This window comes from Arthrobacter sp. CC3, assembly GCF_039907775.1.
Taxonomy (GTDB): Bacteria; Actinomycetota; Actinomycetes; order Actinomycetales; family Micrococcaceae; genus Arthrobacter.
The window spans coordinates 1-22,627 of sequence record NZ_JARCCY010000024.1; the positions used below are offsets into that span (position 1 = coordinate 1).

Genomic DNA, 22,627 nt, shown 5'->3' on the forward strand with positions numbered 1-22,627 from the left:
TGACCAGAACACGTCGCTAGACGGCCATTGGTGGCGTTCCACCCGCCCCGCAACCGCGTTGTTCAGCAGCCTCCTAGTAACCTCCCGTCCCGGTTCATCCGGGCGGCGGGCCCGACGGTAGGGTTAGGTCCATGACCGAACAACTTGCAGTCGCCGTCCTGGGCGCGAACGGGCGCATGGGCGCCGAGGCCGTGAAAGCCGTGGAAGCGGCCCCCGACATGAAGCTCGTAGCGGCCCTCGGTCGCGGTGATTCCCTGGAGCAGCTGGTGGACGCCGGCGCCCGTGTTGTGGTGGACCTGACGGTTCCGGAAAGCACCGAAGCGAACGTCCGCTTCGCCGTCGAACACGGCATGCACGCCGTCGTCGGCACCACCGGCTGGGACGCCGGCAGGCTCGGCGAACTGGAGGACCTGCTGGGCCGGAGCGCCGGCGTGGGCGTCCTCATTGCCCCGAACTTTGCGCTCGGTTCCGTGCTGGCGTCGGCGTTTGCCGCCAAAGCCGCCAAGTACTTCGAATCCGTGGAAGTCATCGAGCTCCACCACCCGGACAAGGTTGACGCGCCCTCCGGCACCGCGGTCCGCACCGCACAGCTGATCGCGGCCGAACGCGCCGCCGCCGGCATCGGCGCCAGCCCGGACGCCACCACCACCGAGCTGGCCGGTGCCCGCGGCTGCGATGTGGACGGCATCCGCGTCCACAGCGTGCGCCTCCGCGGCCTGGTGGCCCACCAGGAAGTCCTCCTCGGCGGGCCGGGGGAGCAGCTGACCCTGCGCCACGACTCCTTCGACCGGGCTTCGTTCATGCCCGGCGTGCTGCTGGGCGTGCGGAACGTGGCCGGCCACCCCGGACTGACCGTGGGCCTGGACGGCTACCTGGACCTCGGGGTCTGACGGCAATGGGCAATGTCCTCACCGGACTGAAGAAGAACCGCACCAAGATCTGGGTCGGCGCGGTGACGCTCCTGCTGGTCTTCTATTTGGTGGTGTCCTTCCAGCGGTCCGTGCTGCTCCTCACCGACCCCAACCCCGTGGCGAAAGCCATTGGCGCCGCCTACCTGGTCCTGCCGGCCATTGGCGCCTGGGCGCTGGTCCGTGAACTGCTTTTCGGCGCCCGGACGGAACAGATGGCCAAGGTCCTTGAAGCCGAAGGCGGCCTGCCGGTCGACAACCTGCAGCGCACACCCGCCGGCAGGATCGTGCGGGAATCGGCAGACGCCGAGTTTGAGAAGTACCGCACCGAAGCCGAAGAAGCGCCAGACGACTGGCGCTCCTGGTTCCGGCTGAGCTGCGCCTATGACGCCGCCGGAGACCGCAAACGCGCCCGGGCGTCCATGCGTGATGCCCTGAAGCTGTTCCGCGGAGGCAACAAGCCCGCCTAGCGGATTCCCGCCCGCTGGTAGCGGCCCACCTCGCTGGCGGCGTGCGCCACCCATTCCAGCGGGCCCCTCCAGTTCAGTGCCGCCAGCGAGCCTCCGATGAGGACGGCGGTCAGGGCCTGCGCTGCATAGACACCTTCCGGTGTCCATCCCGCCGGCAGTGGCTGCAGGTACATGGCGGCCACCAGGCCCACATGCGCCGTGTACAGGGTGAGGGTCATGGCACCTGCACCCCGCAGGGGGAGCAGGAGGTCCAGCGCGAGCCAGTCGCCCAGCCTGCCCAGCAGCAGGCAGGCGCCCACTACAGCGGCGGCGACGGCTGACGTGTGGAGCAGGTCCAGCGTTGTGCCCGAATGCGGTGCGCTGCTGGCCAGCCACCACCAGGAGCCTGATTGCTCCACCCCGGCAAGGTTCACCTGCAAAAGGCTGTCCAACGGGTAGCGGGGGTCCGCGAGCTGGGCCTGCAGTGCCTCCTTGCCGCCCCACGCATCCATCGTCAGCACTCCCAGCCACTTGGCCAGCACGGCCACCACGGTGCCGCCGGCCAGCAGCAGCACCTGGACGGCCATCCTGGTCAGTGCCAGCCGGCCGATCACCAGCCCGATCAGCAGGTAGCTCAGCCATTGCAGGACCGGGTAGTAGCCGGTCAGGAAGATGTCCCCCAGCAGGCGCCCGGGAGTGGTGAGATCGTCCCAGTTGGGGTTGTGGCCCAGCTGGAGCGGCGGGGTAGGGGCCAGCAGCCACGGCCGCAGCAGGTAGGCCAGCACGGGCGAGCCCAGCACCCAGCCGGCAGCCAGTGCGCAGAGCGGCCTGATGCTGAGCCCGATGAACGGGAGGACGCACAGGAACAGCACGGCGTAGTGGACCAGGATCACCGCGACGTTCACTGCCAGCCCGCCGAGGAAGAGCCCGACGACGGCGATCACCAGGGCGCGCAACGCTATGCCTCGGCGTGCGCCGCTCAGCTCCGGGCCCTGGGGCGGACGCTGCTTTCCGGTGGACAGGGCGAGGCCGATACCGGCCAGGACGGCAAACAAAGCGGCTGCCCGCCCCGAGAACGCCAGGCCGATCCACGTGGGCGTCAGCTGCGCATTGGCTTCGAACGTGGGAAGCAGGTGCGTGGCCATCATGCCGAGCAGCGCCAGCCCCCGGGCAGCATCGATTCCGGTGAGTCGGGTCGTCTTGGTGGTGCCTTTGGCAGTCCGCGAGGGTGAAGCAGTGCCACGGGAGGTCATGAGCCGATCGTCTCATATCCGGCTGGAAGCCCTTGCGTTCGAATATATGTTCGAATACCATCGATCCATGAACAATGCACCGGAACGCCAAGCGCATGAAGGCAGGGCACCTCGAGGCAGTGCACCTCAGGAAGCTGCTGCGGGCCCGCTCAAGGCGATGAGCCCGGGTGTGGTGGACTATCTCTTCCGCCAGCTTGTGGCAGGAGAACCCGCCGAGGATGTCCAGTGGGGCAGTGAAGGTGTCGCACTGTCGGCCCAGCCGCCCGGCGCCGAACTGGCGCGCAGGCTCTCCGAATGTGACGTTGATGCCCTCACGCCCACGGAACTCTTCCACTACGTCCGGGCCGCCCAGCGGCTGGCTACGTGGGCAGAGTCGCTCCGGGAAGACGCCGTGGGCCGCTACTGCGGCGCACCCCGGCAGGGGCCCGTCCGCAGCCCCCAAGAGTGACCCGCCCGGGCCGAATTTGACGATCGTCACGCCGCCGCCATTGTCCTAACAAGGCGGGGACAGGGTAACGTTTTTCCTATGGCTGAGACTTCCGCGAATAACCCTGCATTTGGCACCCTCCTGACCGCAATGGTCACGCCGTTTACCGAGGACGGCAAAGTGGACTACCAGCAGGCGGCGGAACTGGCCGTGAAGCTTGTCGATGACGGCTGCGACGGACTGGTCGTCACGGGAACCACGGGCGAAACCTCCACCCTCACCGACGAGGAGAACGTAGGCATGTTCCGTGCGGTCAAGGACGCTGTCGGCGGCCGCGCCGCGATCATCGCCGGCACCGGAACCAACGACACCGCACACTCCGTCCACCTGTCCAAGCAGGCAGCCGAGGTCGGCGTCGACGGACTGTTGATCGTCACCCCGTACTACAACAAGCCCAGCCAGGCCGGAGTGCGCGCCCACTTTGAGACGATCGCCTCCGCCACCGACGTTCCCGTGATGCTCTACGACATCCCCGGCCGTTCCTCCATCCAGATTGCTCCGGAGACGATGATCCGCCTCTCCGAGCACCCGAACATCGTTGCCGTCAAAGATGCCAAGGCCGATTTCGCCGCCGCCACCCGCGTCATGGCGAACACCGACCTCCTCTTCTACTCCGGAGACGACGGACTGACCCTGCAGTGGATGGCGCTGGGCGCCGTCGGGCTCGTGGGCGTCACCACGCACGTTGCCACCCGCCGGTTCCGCGACCTGATCGACGCCGTCAACGCGAACGACCTCGGCACCGCGCGGAAGATCAATTTTGAACTTGAACCTGTTATCCGGGCCACGATGACCCGCGTGCAGGGGGCCGTAGCGGCCAAGCAGATTCTTAAATGGCAGGGAGTCCTGCCCAACTCGGTTGTCCGTTTGCCCCTCGTGGAGCCGGACGAAGCCGAGATCGCAATCATCCGCGAGGATTTGGCGGAAGCAGGAATGGTCTTTTCCTGATCGGCAAAGACCATCCCTGCTTTCGCCCGGAAAGTAGAGCACTATGACCCAAACCGCCCTTCCCGGCCTTGTTACGCCGCCGAAACTGCCCAAGGACACCCTGCGGATCGTTCCGCTCGGCGGCCTGGGGGAGATCGGCCGCAACATGACCGTCTTCGAAATCGACGGCAAGCTGCTCATCGTCGACTGCGGCGTCCTCTTCCCGGAGGAAACCCAGCCCGGCGTCGACCTGATCCTGCCCGATTTCTCCTACATCGAGAACCGCCTCAATGACATCGTTGCCGTCGTCCTGACCCACGGCCACGAGGACCACATCGGCGCCGTTCCCTACCTGCTGCGCCTGCGCGCCGACATTCCCCTGATTGGCTCCCGGCTGACGCTGGCACTCATCGAGGCGAAGCTGCAGGAACACCGGATCAAGCCGGTCACCCAGATCGTCACCGAGGGACAGGTGCAGAAGTTCGGCCCGTTCGAATGCGAATTCGTGGCCGTCAACCACTCGATCCCCGACGCCCTCGCCGTGTTCCTCCGTACCTCCGGCGGCACCGTGCTGCACACTGGCGACTTCAAGATGGACCAGCTGCCGTTGGATGGCCGCATCACCGACCTTCGCCACTTCGCCAAGCTGGGCGAAGAGGGCGTGGACCTCTTCATGTCGGACTCCACGAACGCCGACGTGCCGGGGTTCACCACCGCCGAGAAGGAAATCGGCCCCACCCTGGACCGTCTCTTCGGCCAGGCCTCCAAGCGCCTGATCGTCGCTTCCTTCTCCTCGCACGTGCACCGGGTCCAGCAGGTCCTCGACGCCGCAGCCAACCACAACCGCAAGGTTGCCTTCGTGGGCCGCTCGATGGTCCGCAACATGGCCATCGCCGAGAAGCTTGGCTACCTCGACGTGCCGCCGGGCATCCTCGTCGACATCAAGAACATCGACAACCTGCCGGACAACCGCGTGGTGCTGATGTCCACCGGGTCCCAGGGTGAGCCGATGGCGGCACTGTCCCGCATGGCCAACGGTGACCACCGCGTCGTCGTCGGCCAGGGCGATACCGTCATCCTCGCCTCCAGCCTGATCCCGGGCAACGAGAATGCCGTCTTCCGGATCATCAACGGCCTGCTCAAGCTGGGCGCCGATGTCATCCACAAGGGCAACGCCAAGGTCCACGTCTCCGGCCACGCCGCGGCCGGGGAACTGCTGTACTGCTACAACATCCTCGAGCCGCTGAACGCCATGCCGGTGCACGGCGAGACGCGGCACCTGATTGCCAACGGCAAGATCGCCCTCGAGTCCGGCGTGCCGGACGAAAGCATCCTGCTGGCGGACAACGGCACCGTCATCGACCTCCGTGACCACCAGGCCGACGTCGTCGGCCAGGTTGAAGTGGGCTTCGTCTACGTTGACGGCTCCAGCGTTGGCGAAGTCACCGAAGCTGACCTGAAGGACCGCCAGACCCTCGGCGATGAAGGCTTCATCTCCATCATCACCGTGATCCACCGCGCCACCGGCAAGGTGGTCTCCGGACCGGAAATCCACGCCCGCGGCGTGGCTGAGGACGATTCCGTCTTTGACGAAATCATTCCCAAGATCAATGCTGCGCTGGAAGAAGCCGTGCTCAACCACACGGACCACACCACGCACCAGCTCCAGCAGGTTGTCCGCCGCGTTGTCGGCACCTGGGTCAACCGCAAGCTTCGCCGCAAGCCCATGATCATTCCGGTGGTGCTTGAGGCGTAAGCGCCCGGGATTGTTCGACGGGGCCCTCCCCGCAGGAAAGTGAGCCTTCGGGAGCCGCGCCTGCGGGGGAGGGCCCCGTCGTTTAAGCCGGGTGGGTCCGGCCCGACGACACCGTGCTGCCCCCTTCTCCTCCGCAACATGCATCCCGGAACGCCCCGGAAATCCGCGGTTTTTGGCCCGGCTTCGGGTACCGTGGCGGGTATGGCGACACGTACCTCCTCCGCGCCTAGAGGCAACTCAAGCGGCAAGTCAGGCAGCTCAGCGGGCAGGGGCTCCGGCTCCGCTGCGTCCAAAACCAGCCGGACCGGAGGATCGTCGGGCACGGCACGGACCCGCCAGATGGCAGCCGTCGAGCCCCGTCAGCCGTGGCTCGTGCGGGTGGCCGCAGGTGCGTGGCTCGGCATCGGGCACGTCATCGGCGGCGGCGTCCGGCGGATCGGCCATGACGTCAGCGACCTCGCCCCCGAGGACCGCCGGGACGGGGCAGCCCTCTTCAACCTTGCCCTGGGCGTATTCGTGGCGACTTTCGCATGGTGGGGCCTCAAGGGATGGTTCCCGGACACCGTGTTCGCGATCGTCAACGGCACCTTCGGCTGGATGTCCCTGCTGCTGCCGCTCATGCTGTTCGTGTGCGCCTTCCGGTTGTTCCGCCAGCCTTCGGACGGGCGCGGCAACAACAGGATCGGCATCGGATTCCTCATCATGACCTTTGCCGGCAGCGGCCTGGCCCACGTCATTGGCGGACAGCCCACGGTGACGGACGGCTTCGACGGCCTGCGCCAGGCCGGCGGCATGCTCGGCTTCCTGGCCGCCTCGCCGCTGGCAGCCCTGCACACGGCCGTCCCGGTGGCCGTCTACAGCCTGCTCGCCTTCACGTCCGTCCTGATTGTGACCGCCACCCCGTTCGGCGCGATTCCCCGCCGGATCAGGGACGCCTACGAGCACCTGATGGGCATCGACCTGCAGGAACCCGGCGATGGCCACGACCGCAGTTACCTCTACGAAAACGCGGGCCAGGCAGCGCCGAAGAAGAAGCGGCGCAGCCGGCTGTTCGGCAGGGACCCCGAGACTGACCCCCGCCTCGAAGGGTATGTAGGCGACGAGGCCTTCGAACATGCCGTCATTGACGACGACGACCCGGCCGGAACCGCCGACGGCACCAAGGCAGGCGGCAAGGCTCCCCGCCCGGCACCCGGCGTGCGCCGGCCCACGCAGGCTGAAATCGCCGTCGAAAAGATCAAAGCGGCCCAGGGTCTGGGCACCAGGGATGCCAACGGGGAGCATGCCACCGAGGCCATCCCGCTTGTCACCCCGGGCATGGTCGCCGCCGGGTCCCTCAATCCCGCCGCACCGGCCGGTGCAGCCGGCGCCGCAGCCGTTGCCGCGGCCGCGCAGGTCCCCTCGCGTCCGGTCGCCCCCGCGCCGCTGCCCACGCCGATCCCGCAGCGCACGGAGCAGCTCTCCCTGGCCGGCGATGTGACCTACACCCTGCCGTCGTCGGATGTGCTGACCCCGGGCTCCATCCCCAAGGAGCGCACGGAAGCGAACGACGCCATCGTGGCGTCCCTTACCGACACCCTGAACCAGTTCAACGTTGACGCGCAGGTCACCGGCTTCAGCCGCGGGCCGACTGTCACACGGTACGAAATCGAACTGTCCGCAGGCACCAAGGTGGAGCGCGTCACCGCGCTGTCCAAAAACATCTCCTACGCCGTCGCGTCCAGCGACGTCCGCATCCTCAGCCCCATTCCCGGCAAGTCGGCCATCGGCATCGAGATCCCCAACACGGACCGCGAGACCGTCTCCCTTGGCGATGTGCTCCGCAGCCAGAACGCCCGCCGGACGGACCACCCGATGGTGATGGGTGTGGGCAAGGACGTCGAGGGCGGCTACGTCGTGGCGAACCTCGCCAAGATGCCCCACCTGCTCGTGGCCGGTGCCACCGGTGCCGGCAAGTCCTCCTTCGTGAACTCCATGATCACCTCCATCCTCATGCGGGCCACCCCGGACGAGGTCCGTATGGTCATGGTGGACCCGAAGCGCGTGGAACTCACGGCGTACGAAGGCGTGCCGCACCTGATCACACCCATCATCACCAACCCCAAGAAAGCCGCCGAGGCGCTGCAATGGGTGGTCCGCGAGATGGACGCCCGCTACGACGACCTCGCGAACTACGGCTTCAAACACATCGACGACTTCAACAAGGCAGTCCGCGCCGGGAAAGTCCACCCGCCCGTCGACTCCAAGCGCGTCATCAAGCCGTACCCTTACCTGCTGGTGATCGTGGACGAGCTCGCCGACCTCATGATGGTGGCCCCGCGCGACGTCGAAGATTCCATCGTCCGCATCACCCAGCTGGCCCGTGCCGCAGGCATCCACCTGGTCCTGGCCACCCAGCGGCCCTCCGTTGACGTTGTTACCGGCCTGATCAAGGCCAACGTGCCGTCCCGGATGGCGTTCGCGACCTCCTCCGTCACCGACTCCCGCGTGGTGCTGGACCAGCCCGGCGCCGAAAAGCTGATCGGCCAAGGTGACGCGCTCTTCCTGCCGATGGGCGCCTCCAAGGCAATGCGTGTGCAGGGCGCGTGGGTCACGGAGTCCGAAATCCACAAGGTGGTCGAGCACGTCAAGGGCCAGCTCAAGGCCGTCTACCGTGATGACGTCGCCCCCGAGGCGGAGAAAAAGCAGATCGACGACGACATTGGAGACGATCTGGAGGTGCTGCTGCAGGCCACCGAGCTGGTGGTCACCACGCAGTTCGGCTCCACCTCCATGCTGCAGCGCAAGCTGCGCGTCGGTTTCGCCAAGGCCGGCCGCCTGATGGACCTTCTCGAGTCCAGGGGAGTGGTGGGCCCCTCCGAGGGCTCAAAGGCGCGCGACGTGCTGGTAAAACCTGACGACCTTGCCGCCGTCCTTGCCGCCATGAAGGGCCAGGAGGCACCGGCGTCGCCCGATTCCCAGACGGCGGCGCTGAGCGACAATGCCAACGCGAACATCGCCCAGGGCGGCTATGCCGAGGACCTTGTGGCGGCTGACCTGGACAACCGCACCCAGAACGTTGAGTACTACGACGGCGCCGACGGCGCCGACGGCAACTCCGGCGACGACGAAGACGGGTCCGAGGACGCCTGGTCCCTCACCGGACGGTAGCCTAGGAGGGTGACTAGCACTGAAGCCAACAGCTCAGGCTCCGCCTCCGGGATCTGGAACCTTCCGAACATCCTGACGATGCTGCGGATTGTCCTGGTGCCGTTCTTCGTGTGGTTCCTCATCGCGGACGCCCCCGGACTCGACAGCCAGAACGGCCTCTGGCGCTGGGCCGCGGCCCTGACGTTTGCGGTTGCCATCTACACGGACAAGCTCGACGGCGACATCGCCCGCAGCAGGGGACTGATCACCGATTTCGGCAAGATCGCCGATCCGATCGCGGACAAGCTGCTCACCGGCTCCGCCCTGGTGATGCTCTCGCTGCTGAACGAACTCCCGTGGTGGATCACCATCCTGATCCTCGCCCGCGAATGGGGAATCACGGCACTGCGGTTCTTCGTCATCCGGTACGGTGTCATCCCGGCGTCGCGGGGAGGCAAGCTGAAGACTGTGGTGCAGACCGTCGCGATCCTGCTGTACGTGGTCCCGCTCGCCTCACTGGCCCCGTGGCTGGGAGTGGTGGCTTTCCTGGTGATGCTGGCGGCCGTGGCCATCACCGTCTGGACAGGCGGCCAGTATGTTGTCGAAGCGCTCAAGCTGCGAGCGAACGGCCGGCGCGCAGCCAGCCAACGCGTAAAAGGAGAGCTGCCATGAGTAACCTGCACCGCATCGCCGAACAAGCAGTCAACGGTGCCATTGGCCGCGGACTGACCGTGGCTACCGCCGAATCGCTGACTGCCGGCATGGTGGCGGCGGTCCTGGCCGATACCCCCGGCGCCTCGGGCATGCTCCAGGGCGGCGTGGTGTCCTACCAGAACTCAGTCAAGGCGGACGTGCTTGGCGTACCCGCCGAACTGCTCGACACCGTCGGATCAGTGGACGGCGATGTCGCTAAGGCGATGGCAGCCGGGGCGCGACGGGTCTGCGGAGCGGACATCGGTGTGTCCACGACGGGCGTCGCCGGGCCGGAACCCCACGGCGGCAAGGCCGTGGGGACAGTGTTCGTCGGTGTCGCCACCGCGGACGGCGCGAGGTCGTTCGGCTACGTTTTTGAAGGCAACCGCGCGGACATCCGCGGCCAGGCCTGCGCGGCTGCGTTGGAGCGGCTGCTGGAAGCCCTATCTTCCGAGGCTTACCCGGCGTAAAGTTGCCGGGAACAAAATTTGATTCCTAATAGTTGTTACATTGTGTCGCTTCCGAATATGGGAGGCGCCTAGGATGAGTAAATAATTATGGTTCGCCTGATGAGGGCGGACCTGACGTACGAGGGAGCAAGGCGATACAGATGGTAAAGCAGCCCGTATCCGTAAACGGCGTTGTCCGCTGGAAGGATGTGGGCCTCGCCGATCAGGCAAAGAGCGAACAGAAGGAGCGCAAGATGGTAGTACTTCGTCACGAAATCGGTGATGTTCTGCGCGACGTTCGCCAGCGTCAGGGCCGAACCCTCCGCGAAGTGTCACACAGTGCCCGGGTATCCCTGGGTTACCTCAGTGAAGTGGAGCGCGGCCAGAAGGAAGCCTCTTCGGAGCTGCTGTCTTCGATCTGCTCGGCCCTGGACGTCCCGTTGTCCAGCATGCTCCGCGAAGTGAGCGACCGCGTTGCCGTCGCTGAAGGCGTTGCTGTTCCGGATACCGTCCCGCAGGAATTCTCGCAGCGCTACGGCCGCGACCTTGACCGCGAACTCACTACCGACCTCTCTGACGAACTGGCCAAGGGACTGCTCTCGGGCGCCCGCTGACCGGCACACGTCAGAACCTAGTCTTTACGCGTGACACAAAGGGCCTCCGGCTAAGCCGGAGGCCCTTTGTTGTTGCTTCGCCGTTGTTACTTCGCCTCGTCCTTCGGGAAGCCGTCCCGCTCATACGTGGCGTTGAGCTTTGCCATGTAGGCGGCAAGGGTCTGCAGCTCCTCCACCGGCCATTCCCCCAGCCGCTCACGGAAGACTTCGCGCCGGGCATCCTGGACCTGGTGCATCTTCTCCTCGCCCTTGGGCGTCAGCCGGATGGTCTGGGCCCGGCCGTCGAGCGGGTCCGCTTCCTTGGACACCAGCCCGATGCTCTCCAGGAATGCGATCTGCCGACTGACTGAGGGCTTGCCCACCCCGATGCATGAAGCGAGTTCCGTGAGCCGTATGGGGCCTTCCCTGCGGATGACGGTGAGCAGGCCATAAGCTGCCGGTTCCATATCCGGGTGGACCTGCCGGGAAAGCTGCTGGGAGATGGAGCGTCCGCGGCGCCAGAACAGGCTGATCTGGTGCTCCACGGTCCGCAGGGCCGCGTCGACGCTGTTTTCGGTGGCCCCGGAATCAACGGGTTCCACAGCTGGGTTGCTCATGGCAACCATTCTATTAGCCGCAGGCGTGAGAGACTTTATCGGTGCGAATCAGCGACTTTTGGCGGCTAATGGACGATGAGTTCGGCGCGGGGTACTCCCGGGTCCTCAGCAGCTCCCTGGTGCTGGCAGGCGTCGGCAGCCGGACAGCGGACCAGGCGCTGGCGGCGGGAGTCCCGCCACGGCAGGTATGGCTCGCGATCTGCGACGTGCAGGACGTCCCGGCCGACCGGCGGCTCGGCAGGGACATCAAGCCGTCCCGGAACTGAGCGTCCGCCGCCTGACACGCCGCAGGATTGTTCGAATATCTGTTCGGGTCGGGCTATGCTTTTTGCAGACCGTTTTCCACATACGCAATGTCATCCGGCAAGAATGTCGGTGGGTGCCGTTAGCGTCGGTGATGACAGATAAAGGGCCGCTCAGGCCACTCCACAGCGAGAAAACTAGAGGTGTGAACCATGGCGGCAGCCCCGGATCGTCAGAAGGCGCTCGACGCAGCGCTTGCACAGATCGACAAGCAGTTCGGCAAAGGCTCCGTCATGCGGCTGGGCGATGAAGTACGTGCTCCCATCGAGGTAATCCCCACGGGCTCCATTGCCTTGGACGTTGCCCTCGGAATTGGCGGCCTGCCACGCGGCCGCGTTGTGGAAATCTACGGCCCGGAATCGTCGGGTAAGACCACCGTGGCCCTGCATGCGGTCGCGAACGCCCAGCGGCAAGGCGGCATCGCCGCGTTCATCGACGCCGAGCACGCCCTGGATCCGGAATACGCCGCCAAGCTGGGTGTGGATACCGACGCCCTGCTGGTTTCCCAGCCGGACACCGGTGAGCAGGCCCTGGAAATCATGGACATGCTGATCGGCTCGGGCTCCCTCGATGTCATCGTCATTGACTCCGTGGCAGCCCTCGTGCCCCGCGCGGAAATCGAAGGCGACATGGGCGACAGCCACGTGGGCCTCCAGGCCCGCCTGATGAGCCAGGCGCTGCGTAAGATCACCGGCCGATTGAGCCAGACCAAGACCACCGCCATCTTCATCAACCAGCTGCGCGAAAAGATCGGCGTCTTCTTCGGATCGCCCGAGACGACTACCGGCGGTAAGGCACTAAAGTTCTACGCCTCCATCCGTATCGATGTCCGCCGCATCCAGACGCTGAAGGAAGGCGCCGACTCGGTGGGCAACCGGACCAAGGCGAAAATCGTCAAGAACAAGATGGCCCCGCCCTTCAAGATCGCCGAATTCGACATCATCTACGGCCAGGGCATCTCCCGTGAGGGCGGCATCATCGACATGGGCGTCGAGCACGGACTGATCAAGAAGTCCGGTTCGTGGTTCACCTACGACGGTGACCAGCTGGGCCAGGGGATGGAGAACTCCCGCCGCTTCCTGCGGGACAACCCGGAGCTGGCCGCCGAACTGGAGCGCCTCATCAAGGAGAAGCTGGGCGTCGGCGTCAAGCCGGCTGCGGCTGAAGCCGAGGAGTCGCCCAAGCTCAAGGCCGTTGACGGTTTCTAGGGGAGACCGGCCCGGCCGGACCCGGCCCAGCGGGGACCGGGCCGGGTTCTCCCGGGAGCCGGAGGGCGAACTGGACGCTGAGCCGGACCCGGCCTCGGTGGCGCGGGCCATTGTGTTGCGGCAGCTCACCAGCTCGCCCAAGAGCAGGCTGCAGCTTGCCCGCAAGCTCGCCGAACGCAACGTCCCTGAGGATGTGGCCGAGGCCGTCCTTGACCGGTTTGAAGAAGTCCGGCTCGTCGATGATGCGGAGTTCGCGGACATGTGGGTCCGGAGCAGGTCCCAGACCCGGAAGCTTGCCAAGGGAGCCTTGCGCCGCGAACTCGCGGACAAGGGCATCGAGGCTGACATTGCAGCACGGGCCCTGGAGCAACTCAGCGACGAAGCGGAGGAGTCCGCCGCACGCCAACTCGTCGAACGCAAGCTCAAAGGCTCTGTGGACCTCAGCGACCGCGCCGAGCGGGACAAGGTCACCCGCCGGCTGGCGTCCATGCTGGCGCGGAAGGGATACCAGCCCTCCCAGGCCTTCCGGATCGTGGGGGAGGTCCTCGACGCTGCCGCCGGTGAACCGGCGGCGGCAGACTTCCTGTGAACCGGTACCCTTAACAGGTGAGTTTGACCATTCCTTCCCCAGCGTCCGGCACCAGTACTTCCGCCAGCATCGAGGCAGCACCCGCGGCTGCCCCGCCGCGCACCTATCAGGTGCGCACCTTCGGCTGCCAGATGAACGTGCACGACTCCGAGCGGATGGCCGGCATGCTGGAAGACGCCGGCTACGTGCCCGCATCGGGCGAGCACGCGGACGTGGTGGTGTTCAACACCTGCGCCGTCCGTGAAAACGCCGACAACAAGCTCTATGGCAACCTCGGGATGCTCGCGCCGGTCAAAGCGGCCAACCCCGGCATGCAGATCGCCGTGGGCGGCTGCCTGGCCCAGAAGGACCGCGAAACGATCCTGAAAAAGGCCCCCTGGGTGGACGCGGTCTTCGGCACCCACAACGTCGGCGCGCTGCCCGCACTCTTGGACCGCGCCCGGCACAACAACGAAGCGCAGCTCGAGATCCTCGAATCGCTGGACGTTTTTCCATCCACGCTCCCCACGAAGCGGGACTCGGTGTATTCGGGCTGGGTGTCCATTTCCGTGGGCTGCAACAACACCTGCACGTTCTGCATCGTTCCTGCCCTGCGCGGGAAGGAAAAGGACCGCCGCCCCGGCGACATCCTCGCCGAAATCCAGGCACTCGTCGATGACGGAGCGATTGAAGTCACGCTCCTGGGCCAGAACGTGAACTCCTACGGGGTGGAATTCGGCGACCGGCAGGCCTTCTCCAAACTGCTGCGTGCCTGCGGTGAAATCGAAGGCCTCGAACGGGTCCGGTTCACCAGCCCGCACCCGGCCGCCTTCACTGACGACGTCATTGACGCCATGGCTGAAACCGCCAACGTGATGCCGCAGCTGCACATGCCGCTGCAGTCCGGCTCGGACAAAGTCCTCAAGGACATGAAGCGCTCATACCGCTCCACCAAGTTCCTCGGCATCCTGGACAAGGTCCGGGAACGGATTCCGCATGCCGCCATTTCCACCGACATCATCGTCGGATTCCCCGGTGAAACCGAAGAAGACTTCCAGGCCACGCTTGATGTCGTCGAGAAATCACGTTTTGCCACGGCGTTCACCTTCCAGTACTCCAAGCGCCCCGGTACCCCCGCAGCGGACTTGCCGGACCAGCTTCCCAAGGCAGTCGTGCAGGAGCGCTTTGAGCGCCTGACGGCGTTGCAGGACCGGATTGCGGCCGAGGAGAACGCCCGCCAGTTGGGCCGCCGGGTCGAAGTCATGGTCACGGCGCAGTCGGGCCGCAAGGCGGAGGAAACCCACCGTTTGTCGGGCCGGTCGCAGGACCAGCGCCTCGTGCACTTCTCGGTCCCGGAAGGTGCTGAGAAACCGCGCCCCGGCGACCTCGTGACAGTCACCATCACCGAAGCCGCGGCTTTCCACCTGGTCGCGGATCCGGCCTCGGCGGCGGACTACACCTTGCGCCGCTCGCGTGCCGGTGACGCCTGGGACAGGTCGCAGGCGGACTCCTGCGGTGTGCCGGTTCCTGGCAGCGGTTCCGGCGGGAACGGCGCCAAGAGCGGCGTGTCCCTCGGTATGCCGGCGGTCCCCGTCCGCCGCGGCTAGGCAATGATCAACCCTTCCGCGGACGCCCACGGGGCAGAGAACGCTGACCTGCCCTCGGCGGCTGACCGCAATACCGGCTACCCCCGTCCTCCCGTCATCGCGGTGGTTGGCCCCACCGGATCCGGCAAATCCGACCTCGCCGTTGCCCTGGCACTGGCCCTCGACGGCGAAGTGATCAACGCCGACGCCATGCAGTTCTACCGCGGCATGGACATCGGCACTGCCAAGATCACGGCCGCGGAGCGCAGGGGAGTTCCGCACCACCTCCTGGACACCCTCGACGTCACCGAAGAAGCCAGCGTTTCGGATTTCCAGCGGGAGGCGAGGGCCGCCATTGCAGAGATCCAGGGGCGCGGAAAGCGGGCCATCCTGGTAGGCGGATCGGGCCTCTACGTCCGGGCCGCACTCGACGTGCTCGAATTTCCCGGCACGGATCCGGCCATCCGCGGCCGCCTGGAAGCAGAGCTGGCGGACACCGGCCTGGCCCCGCTGCGCACCCGGCTGGAAGCGGTGGACCCGGTTTCCGCCGGCCGCCTGGGTGACGCCCGCAGGGTGGTCCGGGCCCTGGAGGTCTTCGAACTGACAGGGCGTCCTTTCAGCTCCTTTATGCCCGTCCGGGAGTACTTCCAGCCGGCGGTGCAGATCGGGCTCGAAGTGGACCGTGAGCTCCTGAAGGAGAGGCTGGCCCTGCGCGTCCACGCCATGGTTGCCGGCGGACTACAGGCCGAGGTTGAGCGGCTGGACTCTGCGGGGCTCCGAAACGGCAAGACGGCGTCCCGCGCACTGGGCTATGCCCAGTTCCTGAAAGTCCTCGACGGCCACTGGGATGCCGGCCAGGCCACGGAAGACACCATCACTGCCACGCGGAAATTCGCCCGGCGGCAATTCACATGGTTCAGGGCGGATCCGCGCATCAACTGGCTGGACTGGCAGGACCCGGACCTCGTGGCCAAAGCGGCGGCCCTCTGCGGCTAAGGACGCCCCCCGTCAACCGGTAACCTTGATCCATGGACGAAACCCTTGCACCCGCCCCTGACCGCACACTCCAGGGGCTGAGCGGCCTGGCCTTCTCCAAGGGCCATGGCACCGGCAACGATTTCGTGCTCGTTGCCGACCCCGAAGGTACCTGGCCGATTGCGCCCGAGCAGGTCGCGGAACTCTGTGACCGCCACCGCGGCATTGGCGGTGACGGCCTGATCCGGGCCGTGCCTTCGCGTTTCCTCCCGGAGGGACGGGAGCTGCAGGCAGTCCACCCGGATGCCGAGTGGTTCATGGACTACCGCAACGGTGACGGATCCCTGTCGGAAATGTGCGGCAACGGCGTCCGCGTGTTTGTCCACTTCCTCATCGCCGAGGGACTTGTCCGGCTCGGCACCGGCGATGCCCTGACCATCGGCACGCGCGGTGGCGTCAAGACGGTGGTGCGGACCGAAAACGGCTACGCGGTGGACATGGGGCCGTGGGAATTCATCTTCCCTGGCGAGGCCACCGCACGTGCCATGGACTCGCTGGTGACCGCGGACGGCCTGGAAGTGCCGCGCCCTGCGTTGTCCGTCAGCATGGGGAACCCGCACACCGTGGTGGCCCTGGCCGAACTCAGCGAACTCGAGGCCACACAGCTCTTCAAGGCACCGCATGTCGATCCGAAGCCGGCGAACGGCACCAACGTCGAGTTTGTCGTCCCGTCCGAGCCGCTGGTCCACGACGGCGTCGGCACAGTCACCATGCGCGTCCACGAACGCGGCGTGGGGGAGACCCAGTCCTGCGGCACCGGCGCCTGCGCAGCAGCCGTCGCCATCCGGCACTGGGCCGGGCAGGGCGCGCCGGATGCCTGGAACGTGAACGTGCCCGGCGGCGTCGTCGGCGTTAAATTCTTTGCAGGCCCGGAAGGCCACGAACATGTGGAACTCAGTGGTCCCGCAGTGATCGTGGCTAGCGGGACGCTTTCCTGACCCGGATGATCCTGAAGGACTTCGAGGTGCTCTCGCGGGTGACGGTGAAGCTGCTGTCCAGTTCAGCGGCCAGCCAGCGCTGAAGCGAGTCGGAACCAAGGTTCTTCTGGACCACCAGCCAGGCGGATCCGCCTGCAGCCAGCCGGGGCAGCCACAGCAGCAGCAGGGAGTGAAGCTCGTCCTTGCCGATCCGGATCGGCGGATTGGACCAGATCGTGTCGAACAGGAGGCCGGGATCAACGGCGTCGGGCAGGCTGGCCGTGACGTTGTCCAGTCCCAGCAGGCCGGCGTTCTCGTTGGTCAGGGCGACGCAGCGCTCGTTGACGTCCACGGCGTAGACGTGCGCGTGGGGTGCCCGCAGGGCCATAGTCAGCGCGATGGGACCCCAGCCGCAGCCGATGTCCAGCAGGTTGCCCTGGGGTGACGGGGACGGCACGTCGGCCAGTAGTACGGCAGTTCCCTTGTCGATGCCGTCGGGGCTGAAGATGCCGCTGGACGTCTGCAGCCTGCGGGTTTCACCGGCAAGTTCCACGGTTAGCGGTTTGCGGGTGAACGGCCCGGCAGGCTGGGCGCTGAAATAGTGTGCAGACTCCATAACTCGCCAGATTAGTTGCCCGGCGCGCCGATGGGAAACGAGGACTGGAACGGGGCACGGAAACCCGTCTGCTAATGTTTAATCCATGTTCTTGATCTTTGAGTAGCCGGCACGGGCACCGCCCGTCCCGCAGCGACGCAGGTATTCACCTTCCGCTCAGTGCGCCGTCACGCCGTGATTGTCCGGCAGAACGTCCCGCCCGTACTACTTGGAGTCCAGCAATGCTGATCGTCTGACCATGCGCCCATCCGAAAACGCGCACCCACCGCAACGCCGCCTGCCCCGCACGTCGTCGCCCCGCATACCGTCCGTACCGCCGCCCGCTGCGCCGCAGCCGCCGGCACTCCAGGAGCCCGAATGACCAATAGTCGTCAGCCCAGCGCGAATACCGCCCCGCAGACAAACAATCAGCATTATTCTGAAGGTGTCGAATCTTCAAAGGAGAACATGACCAACCAGCCCAACACCGGATCAGATGCAGCCTCCCAGGACATGAGTCCTGAGGAAATCCAGGCCGTCATCGACCGGATTCTGTCCAAGGATGTCCCGGCCCGTGCCGCCCACTCCGCCCCGGAAAGTTCGCGCGGAGTTTTGGGATCGGCCCAGGCGATTTCCCGCCAGGACAGCGAACACAGCATCTTCGACGGGGACCAGCAGGATCTTGAGGAACGCCGGGCCCTGCGCCGCACGGCCGGCCTTTCCACCGAACTCGAAGACGTCACCGAAGTTGAATACCGGCAGCTGCGCCTCGAACGCGTGGTGCTGGCCGGCCTGTGGACAGAAGGCACCCTCGCCGACGCCGAAAATTCCCTCCGCGAGCTTGCCGCCCTGGCGGAAACTGCCGGCTCGGAGGTTCTGGACGGCATTGTCCAGCGCCGTGCCAAGCCCGATCCCGGCACGTTCCTCGGCTCCGGCAAGGCCCAGGAGCTCAAGGACATTGTGATGTCCACCGGTGCGGACACCGTGGTGGTGGATGCCGAGCTGGCACCGTCACAGCGGCGTGGACTCGAGGACATTGTGAAGGTCAAGGTCATCGACCGCACGGCCCTGATCCTGGACATTTTCGCCCAGCACGCCAAGAGCCGTGAAGGCAAGGCCCAGGTGGAGCTGGCGCAGCTTGAATACCTGCTCCCGCGCCTGCGCGGCTGGGGCGAATCCATGTCCCGCCAGGCCGGCGGCCAGGTGGGCGGCGCAGGCGCCGGCATGGGTTCCCGCGGTCCCGGTGAAACCAAAATCGAACTGGACCGGCGCCGGATCCGCACCAGGATGGCCAAGCTGCGGCGTGAAATCGCCGCGATGAAGCCGGCGCGGGAGACCAAGCGGGCCAACCGCCGTCGTAATTCCGTGCCGTCCGTAGCCATCGCAGGGTACACAAACGCCGGAAAGTCCTCGCTCCTGAACCGGCTGACCGACGCCGGCGTCCTGGTGGAGAACGCCCTGTTCGCCACGCTGGATCCCACCGTCCGCAAGGCGGAAACAGCGGACGGCCTGGGCTACACCCTGGCCGATACCGTGGGCTTCGTGCGGTCCCTTCCCACCCAGCTGGTGGAGGCCTTCCGTTCCACCCTGGAGGAAGTGGCGGATTCGGACCTCATCCTGCACGTGGTGGACGTCTCGCATCCCGATCCGGAGGGCCAGATCGCGGCGGTCCGGGCAGTGTTCAGCGAAGTGGACGCCCGCAAAGTGCCCGAGATCATCGTGCTGAACAAGGCCGACGCCGCGGACCCGTTCGTGGTGGAACGCCTGAAGCAGCGCGAACCCCGCCACGTGGTGGTGTCCGCGCGCACCGGGCAGGGCATCGCTGAGCTCCTGAAGGCGATCAGCGAATCCATTCCGCGGCCCAGCGTCAAGATGGAACTGCTGATCCCGTACAACCGCGGTGACCTGATCAGCAAGCTCCACGAAACGGACGCCGAAATCCTTCGACTGGACCATGAAGAGCAGGGCACCCGCGCCCTGGTCATGGTGCGCGAAGGGCTCGCCGCTGAACTGGAATCCTTCATCAGCAATGTCTGATCCCGGGGCCGGAGAAACCAGCGGCTCCGCCGGCGAGCAGTTCGTCATCGAACTGCTCGACCGGGCGGTGTCCGGCATGGGCGGACAGAGCCGCGACGGCCAGCACGAGATGGCCCGGCAGGTGGCACGCGCTATCGACAGCGGCGACCACCTGCTGGTCCAGGCCGGAACCGGCACCGGAAAGTCACTCGCGTACCTGATTCCGCTGATCGCCCATTCACAGGTCAGCGACAAACCCACCCTGGTGTCCACCGCCACCCTGGCCCTGCAGACCCAGATCGTGGGCAGGGACCTTCCGCGGCTGCTGGAAACCATCACCCCAGCCCTGGAGCGCCCCGTCAAGGTAGCCCTCGTCAAGGGCAGGGCCAATTACGTCTGCCGGCACAAGCTCGACGGCGGGTTCCCCTCCGAAGAGCCGTCGGAGGGTCAGCTCTTCTCACTGGGGGAGGACACCAGCGTCCCGCACTTCGCCGCCTCCCTGGGCGGTCCGGCCTCGCAGCTGGGCAAGGAAGTAGTCAGGCTCCGCGAATGGGCGGAGAAGACCGCCACGGGGGACCGGGACGAACTGATGCCCGGTGTGACGGACCGTGCCTGGCGGCAGGTGTCCGTTACGTCGATGGAATGCCTGGGAGCGCAGAAATGTCCCATGGCTGCCGAGTGCTTCAGCGAACTTGCCCGGCATGACGCAGCCGAGGCCGACGTTGTGGTCACCAACCATGCCATGCTGGCCGTCAGCGCCTTCGAGGGCCTGGCCGTGCTGCCGGAGTACGACGTCGTGGTGGTGGACGAGGCGCACGAGCTCCAGGACCGGGTGACGGGGGCAGTCTCCGGCCAGTTGTCCGTGGCCATGGTCCACGCCGCCGCCTCCGGCGCCCGCAAGAACACCGGGATCACGGTGGATGCGCTCAACAACGCTGCCGCCAACCTTGAACTGGCCATCGCCGGAGTCCCCAGCGGCCTGCTGCCCAACGGCCTCAATGATGAACAACTCGACTGCGTGGACCAGTTGCGGGAAGCCTGCCGCGCCGCCCTGTCCGACTCCAAGGGGGACAGCGCCAACACGGCCGACGGCGGACGCCAGCTCGCCCGGTCGCGCCTGATGGTCATCCTTGAGCTCTGCGAACGCCTGATTGCCGCGAGGGAAAACCGCGAAGTGGTCTGGTTTTCGCGAAACAGCACCTTTGACCCGCAGCAGGGCTACTCCCAGCCGGACGATGCGGCGCCGGCCCTGATCAACATTGCACCGCTGAGTGTGGCTGGAAAGCTCCGTGACGGGCTCTTTGCGGGCCATACGGTGATCCTGACCTCGGCCACCCTGGCCATAGGATCGGCCTTCGAACCCGCCGCCGGCGGGCTCGGGCTCGTGGGACAGGGCGCACCCAGCTGGACCGGAGTGGACGTCGGGTCCCCCTTTGACTATCCCAAGCAGGGAATCCTCTACGTGGCCAGCCATCTGCCGAAGCCCGGCCGGGGGACATCCCCTGAAGCGCTGGATGAGCTGGAGAAACTGATCCGGGCCTCGGGCGGCGGGGCACTGTGCCTCTTTTCGTCGCGGCGGGCCGCCGAAGAAGCGGCAGAAGCCATGCGCCCGCGGCTGGATGTCAGCATCCTGTGCCAGGGCGAATCGACCATGACCGCACTCGTGCGGCAGTTCGCCGACGAACCGGACACCTGCCTTTTCGGCACCATGTCCCTGTGGCAGGGTGTTGACGTCCCCGGCGGGTCATGCCGGCTGGTGGTCATCGACCGGATTCCGTTCCCGCGGCCGGATGACCCGCTCATGACGGCACGCTCCCGGGCCGTGGCCCAGGCGGGCGGCAACGGCTTCATGTCGGTATCGGCCACCCACGCCGCGATCCGGCTGGCCCAGGGAGCCGGCCGGCTGATCCGCTCCACGGGCGACAAAGGTGTTGTGGCCGTCCTGGACTCCAGGCTGTCCACGGAGCGTTACGGGGGCTTCCTGCGGGCTGCCCTGCCACCGTTCTGGCCCACCACTGATCCGGCCATCGCGGTTGCGGCGCTGAGCCGGCTTGCACAGGCTCCGGCAGAGGCCGCTTCCGCCTGACGGAGTGCGCTGCTACAGCGAGCGAAGGACCGAAACGACCTTGCCCATGATGGTGGCGTGATCGCCCAGGATGGGTTCGTACTGCGTGTTCTGGGGCAGCAGCCAGGTGTGGCCGTCCCGCTGGCGGAACGTCTTGACCGTGGCCTCATCATCGAGGAGGGCGGCAACAATGTCGCCGTTGGCGGCGTCGCTCTGCCGGCGCACCACAACCCAGTCGCCGTCGCAGATCGCCGCGTCGATCATGGAATCGCCGGACACCTTCAGCATAAAAAGCTCCCCGTGGCCCACCAGTTGCCGTGGCAGCGGCATCAGGTCCTCGACGACCTGGTCAGCCAGGATCGGGCCGCCGGCAGCGATCCGCCCGACCAGGGGGACCATGGCCGTATCCGTTGCCGTGGCCAGTTCGGAAACAGACAGGCCGCCGACGGTACGCAGCCGGGCAGGCTTCTCCACGCCGGTGATTTTGGCCGTACCCTCGTCCAGGGTCAACGGCATCAGGACTTCCATGGCACGCGGCCGCTTGGGGTCGCGGCGGAGGTAGCCCAGCTTCTCAAGCTGCGAGAGCTGGTGGGTGACGCTGGAGAGGCTGGCCAGCCCCACGGTGTCGCCGATTTCACGCATTGACGGCGGGTAGCCGTTGTCGTTGACGGAGCGCTGGATCGTTTCCAGAATTTTCTTCTGACGTACTGTGAGGCCCTTCGGCTTCGCTGATGACTGCTGGCTCCGCTGCGTAGCCCTGCCGCCGGTGGCTTGTGCTGCCATGTTCGCCAACGCCTTTCCGTTCTCCCCGGCCTCCATCGCTGCAGGTGCCGGGAACTTCCGGCCTGAAATGTCAGACCCTGCTGATCAACTGCAGAAGTGGTTGTTCTGTAGCTCAAACGTAGGCCAGCCCCACAGGTTTTTCAAACATTTGTTCTAGTGAGTCTCGACAATGTTCGTTAATAAGTGCTAGAACAGAACCAGTAAAGTTCGAATATGTGTTCTAGTCGCAAAGCTCCTTCGGTTCTATGTTCGAACCGGAATGGGCGGTCGCCGGCTTCAGGAACACAGCG

At 66.2% G+C, this 22,627-nt stretch carries 21 protein-coding genes; 17 read left to right on the forward strand and 4 right to left on the reverse strand.

All coding sequences use genetic code 11. From position 1 onward, the window contains the following. Positions 1 to 131 precede the first annotated feature (131 nt). Together dapB and PV761_RS14860 are read left to right on the forward strand one after the other, a co-directional pair. Positions 132 to 890: a 4-hydroxy-tetrahydrodipicolinate reductase gene (dapB, locus tag PV761_RS14855; protein WP_347897850.1), complete on the forward strand. Its 759-nt coding sequence runs from the start codon at positions 132 to 134 to the stop codon at positions 888 to 890. Positions 891 to 895: 5 nt separating this feature from the next. Next, complete coding sequence (locus PV761_RS14860; RefSeq protein ID WP_347897852.1) at positions 896 to 1,378, forward strand: hypothetical protein; 483 nt, start codon at positions 896 to 898, stop codon at positions 1,376 to 1,378. Here PV761_RS14860 and PV761_RS14865 read toward each other — a convergent pair. Further along, complete coding sequence (locus PV761_RS14865; protein WP_347897854.1) at positions 1,375 to 2,610, reverse strand: heparan-alpha-glucosaminide N-acetyltransferase domain-containing protein; 1,236 nt, start codon at positions 2,608 to 2,610, stop codon at positions 1,375 to 1,377. The genes PV761_RS14860 and PV761_RS14865 overlap by 4 nt on opposite strands. A 67-nt stretch (positions 2,611 to 2,677) precedes the next feature. On the opposite strand from PV761_RS14865, the gene PV761_RS14870 reads away from it, so the two are divergent. The 7 genes from PV761_RS14870 to PV761_RS14900 all read left to right on the forward strand — a co-directional run bounded on the left by PV761_RS14870 (position 2,678) and on the right by PV761_RS14900 (position 10,665). Further along, on the forward strand, positions 2,678 to 3,058 hold the full coding sequence (locus PV761_RS14870; protein WP_347897856.1) for a hypothetical protein: 381 nt from the start codon (positions 2,678 to 2,680) through the stop codon (positions 3,056 to 3,058). 78 nt (positions 3,059 to 3,136) lie between these two features. After that, positions 3,137 to 4,045, forward strand: a complete 909-nt coding sequence (gene dapA, locus PV761_RS14875) for a 4-hydroxy-tetrahydrodipicolinate synthase (RefSeq protein WP_347897858.1) — start codon at positions 3,137 to 3,139, stop codon at positions 4,043 to 4,045. A gap of 43 nt (positions 4,046 to 4,088) precedes the next feature. Continuing rightward, positions 4,089 to 5,780: a ribonuclease J gene (locus tag PV761_RS14880; RefSeq protein ID WP_028271952.1), complete on the forward strand. Its 1,692-nt coding sequence runs from the start codon at positions 4,089 to 4,091 to the stop codon at positions 5,778 to 5,780. 201 nt (positions 5,781 to 5,981) lie between these two features. Continuing rightward, complete coding sequence (locus PV761_RS14885; protein WP_347897860.1) at positions 5,982 to 8,930, forward strand: DNA translocase FtsK; 2,949 nt, start codon at positions 5,982 to 5,984, stop codon at positions 8,928 to 8,930. 9 nt (positions 8,931 to 8,939) lie between these two features. Further along, complete coding sequence (pgsA, locus tag PV761_RS14890; RefSeq protein ID WP_055798356.1) at positions 8,940 to 9,581, forward strand: CDP-diacylglycerol--glycerol-3-phosphate 3-phosphatidyltransferase; 642 nt, start codon at positions 8,940 to 8,942, stop codon at positions 9,579 to 9,581. Then, positions 9,578 to 10,072 carry a CinA family protein gene (locus PV761_RS14895; RefSeq protein WP_347897863.1) on the forward strand — a complete coding sequence of 165 codons (495 nt, stop codon included), beginning with the start codon at positions 9,578 to 9,580 and terminating at the stop codon, positions 10,070 to 10,072. The genes pgsA and PV761_RS14895 overlap by 4 nt, the downstream gene beginning before the upstream one ends. 140 nt (positions 10,073 to 10,212) lie before the next feature. Next, entirely contained in the window at positions 10,213 to 10,665 is a 453-nt protein-coding gene (locus PV761_RS14900) for a helix-turn-helix transcriptional regulator (protein ID WP_028271948.1), read from the forward strand. An 86-nt stretch (positions 10,666 to 10,751) separates the two neighbouring features. On the opposite strand, the gene PV761_RS14905 is transcribed toward PV761_RS14900, so the two are convergent. After that, a complete protein-coding gene (locus PV761_RS14905) occupies positions 10,752 to 11,261 on the reverse strand; it encodes a MarR family transcriptional regulator (RefSeq protein ID WP_347897865.1) in 510 nt (169 codons plus the stop codon). A 41-nt stretch (positions 11,262 to 11,302) separates the two neighbouring features. On the opposite strand from PV761_RS14905, the gene PV761_RS14910 reads away from it, so the two are divergent. The 6 genes from PV761_RS14910 to dapF all read left to right on the forward strand — a co-directional run bounded on the left by PV761_RS14910 (position 11,303) and on the right by dapF (position 16,899). Beyond that, positions 11,303 to 11,527 carry a DUF3046 domain-containing protein gene (locus tag PV761_RS14910; RefSeq protein ID WP_055798343.1) on the forward strand — a complete coding sequence of 75 codons (225 nt, stop codon included), beginning with the start codon at positions 11,303 to 11,305 and terminating at the stop codon, positions 11,525 to 11,527. A 189-nt stretch (positions 11,528 to 11,716) separates the two neighbouring features. Next, positions 11,717 to 12,772 carry a recombinase RecA gene (gene recA, locus PV761_RS14915; RefSeq protein ID WP_347897867.1) on the forward strand — a complete coding sequence of 352 codons (1,056 nt, stop codon included), beginning with the start codon at positions 11,717 to 11,719 and terminating at the stop codon, positions 12,770 to 12,772. Positions 12,773 to 12,869: 97 nt separating this feature from the next. Next, a complete protein-coding gene (locus PV761_RS14920; RefSeq protein WP_347897938.1) occupies positions 12,870 to 13,361 on the forward strand; it encodes a regulatory protein RecX in 492 nt (163 codons plus the stop codon). 17 nt (positions 13,362 to 13,378) lie between these two features. Further along, positions 13,379 to 14,947 carry a tRNA (N6-isopentenyl adenosine(37)-C2)-methylthiotransferase MiaB gene (gene miaB, locus PV761_RS14925; RefSeq protein ID WP_347897869.1) on the forward strand — a complete coding sequence of 523 codons (1,569 nt, stop codon included), beginning with the start codon at positions 13,379 to 13,381 and terminating at the stop codon, positions 14,945 to 14,947. A gap of 3 nt (positions 14,948 to 14,950) precedes the next feature. Continuing rightward, positions 14,951 to 15,922 carry a tRNA (adenosine(37)-N6)-dimethylallyltransferase MiaA gene (gene miaA, locus PV761_RS14930; protein WP_347897871.1) on the forward strand — a complete coding sequence of 324 codons (972 nt, stop codon included), beginning with the start codon at positions 14,951 to 14,953 and terminating at the stop codon, positions 15,920 to 15,922. A 32-nt stretch (positions 15,923 to 15,954) separates the two neighbouring features. Beyond that, positions 15,955 to 16,899 carry a diaminopimelate epimerase gene (gene dapF / locus PV761_RS14935; protein WP_028271942.1) on the forward strand — a complete coding sequence of 315 codons (945 nt, stop codon included), beginning with the start codon at positions 15,955 to 15,957 and terminating at the stop codon, positions 16,897 to 16,899. Here dapF and PV761_RS14940 read toward each other — a convergent pair. Then, complete coding sequence (locus tag PV761_RS14940) at positions 16,880 to 17,494, reverse strand: methyltransferase (RefSeq protein ID WP_028271941.1); 615 nt, start codon at positions 17,492 to 17,494, stop codon at positions 16,880 to 16,882. The two genes, dapF and PV761_RS14940, sit on opposite strands and share 20 nt — an antisense overlap. A gap of 447 nt (positions 17,495 to 17,941) precedes the next feature. Between PV761_RS14940 and hflX the strand changes: the two genes are divergently transcribed. Together hflX and PV761_RS14950 are read left to right on the forward strand one after the other, a co-directional pair. Then, entirely contained in the window at positions 17,942 to 19,510 is a 1,569-nt protein-coding gene (hflX, locus tag PV761_RS14945) for a GTPase HflX (protein WP_028271940.1), read from the forward strand. Next, a complete protein-coding gene (locus PV761_RS14950; RefSeq protein WP_028271939.1) occupies positions 19,503 to 21,575 on the forward strand; it encodes an ATP-dependent DNA helicase in 2,073 nt (690 codons plus the stop codon). Before hflX ends, PV761_RS14950 begins: the two co-directional genes overlap by 8 nt. Positions 21,576 to 21,587: 12 nt before the next feature. On the opposite strand, the gene lexA is transcribed toward PV761_RS14950, so the two are convergent. Next, positions 21,588 to 22,337, reverse strand: a complete 750-nt coding sequence (lexA, locus tag PV761_RS14955; protein ID WP_028271938.1) for a transcriptional repressor LexA — start codon at positions 22,335 to 22,337, stop codon at positions 21,588 to 21,590. Positions 22,338 to 22,627 lie beyond the last annotated feature (290 nt).

Bases quoted from the DNA above. Each gene is read 5' to 3' on its own strand.
- PV761_RS14950 (WP_028271939.1), top strand. From the start codon at position 19,503: ATGTCTGATCCCGGGGCCGGAGAAACCAGCGGCTCCGCCGGCGAGCAG.
- hflX (WP_028271940.1), top strand. From the start codon at position 17,942: ATGACCAACCAGCCCAACACCGGATCAGATGCAGCCTCCCAGGACATG.
- dapA (WP_347897858.1), top strand. From the start codon at position 3,137: ATGGCTGAGACTTCCGCGAATAACCCTGCATTTGGCACCCTCCTGACC.
- PV761_RS14885 (WP_347897860.1), top strand. From the start codon at position 5,982: ATGGCGACACGTACCTCCTCCGCGCCTAGAGGCAACTCAAGCGGCAAG.
- PV761_RS14880 (WP_028271952.1), top strand. From the start codon at position 4,089: ATGACCCAAACCGCCCTTCCCGGCCTTGTTACGCCGCCGAAACTGCCC.
- PV761_RS14865 (WP_347897854.1), bottom strand. From the start codon at position 2,610: ATGACCTCCCGTGGCACTGCTTCACCCTCGCGGACTGCCAAAGGCACC.
- PV761_RS14940 (WP_028271941.1), bottom strand. From the start codon at position 17,494: ATGGAGTCTGCACACTATTTCAGCGCCCAGCCTGCCGGGCCGTTCACC.
- dapB (WP_347897850.1), top strand. From the start codon at position 132: ATGACCGAACAACTTGCAGTCGCCGTCCTGGGCGCGAACGGGCGCATG.
- lexA (WP_028271938.1), bottom strand. From the start codon at position 22,337: ATGGCAGCACAAGCCACCGGCGGCAGGGCTACGCAGCGGAGCCAGCAG.
- dapF (WP_028271942.1), top strand. From the start codon at position 15,955: ATGGACGAAACCCTTGCACCCGCCCCTGACCGCACACTCCAGGGGCTG.
- recA (WP_347897867.1), top strand. From the start codon at position 11,717: ATGGCGGCAGCCCCGGATCGTCAGAAGGCGCTCGACGCAGCGCTTGCA.
- PV761_RS14860 (WP_347897852.1), top strand. From the start codon at position 896: ATGGGCAATGTCCTCACCGGACTGAAGAAGAACCGCACCAAGATCTGG.
- PV761_RS14895 (WP_347897863.1), top strand. From the start codon at position 9,578: ATGAGTAACCTGCACCGCATCGCCGAACAAGCAGTCAACGGTGCCATT.
- PV761_RS14900 (WP_028271948.1), top strand. From the start codon at position 10,213: ATGGTAAAGCAGCCCGTATCCGTAAACGGCGTTGTCCGCTGGAAGGAT.
- PV761_RS14905 (WP_347897865.1), bottom strand. From the start codon at position 11,261: ATGAGCAACCCAGCTGTGGAACCCGTTGATTCCGGGGCCACCGAAAAC.
- miaA (WP_347897871.1), top strand. From the start codon at position 14,951: ATGATCAACCCTTCCGCGGACGCCCACGGGGCAGAGAACGCTGACCTG.
- PV761_RS14870 (WP_347897856.1), top strand. From the start codon at position 2,678: ATGAACAATGCACCGGAACGCCAAGCGCATGAAGGCAGGGCACCTCGA.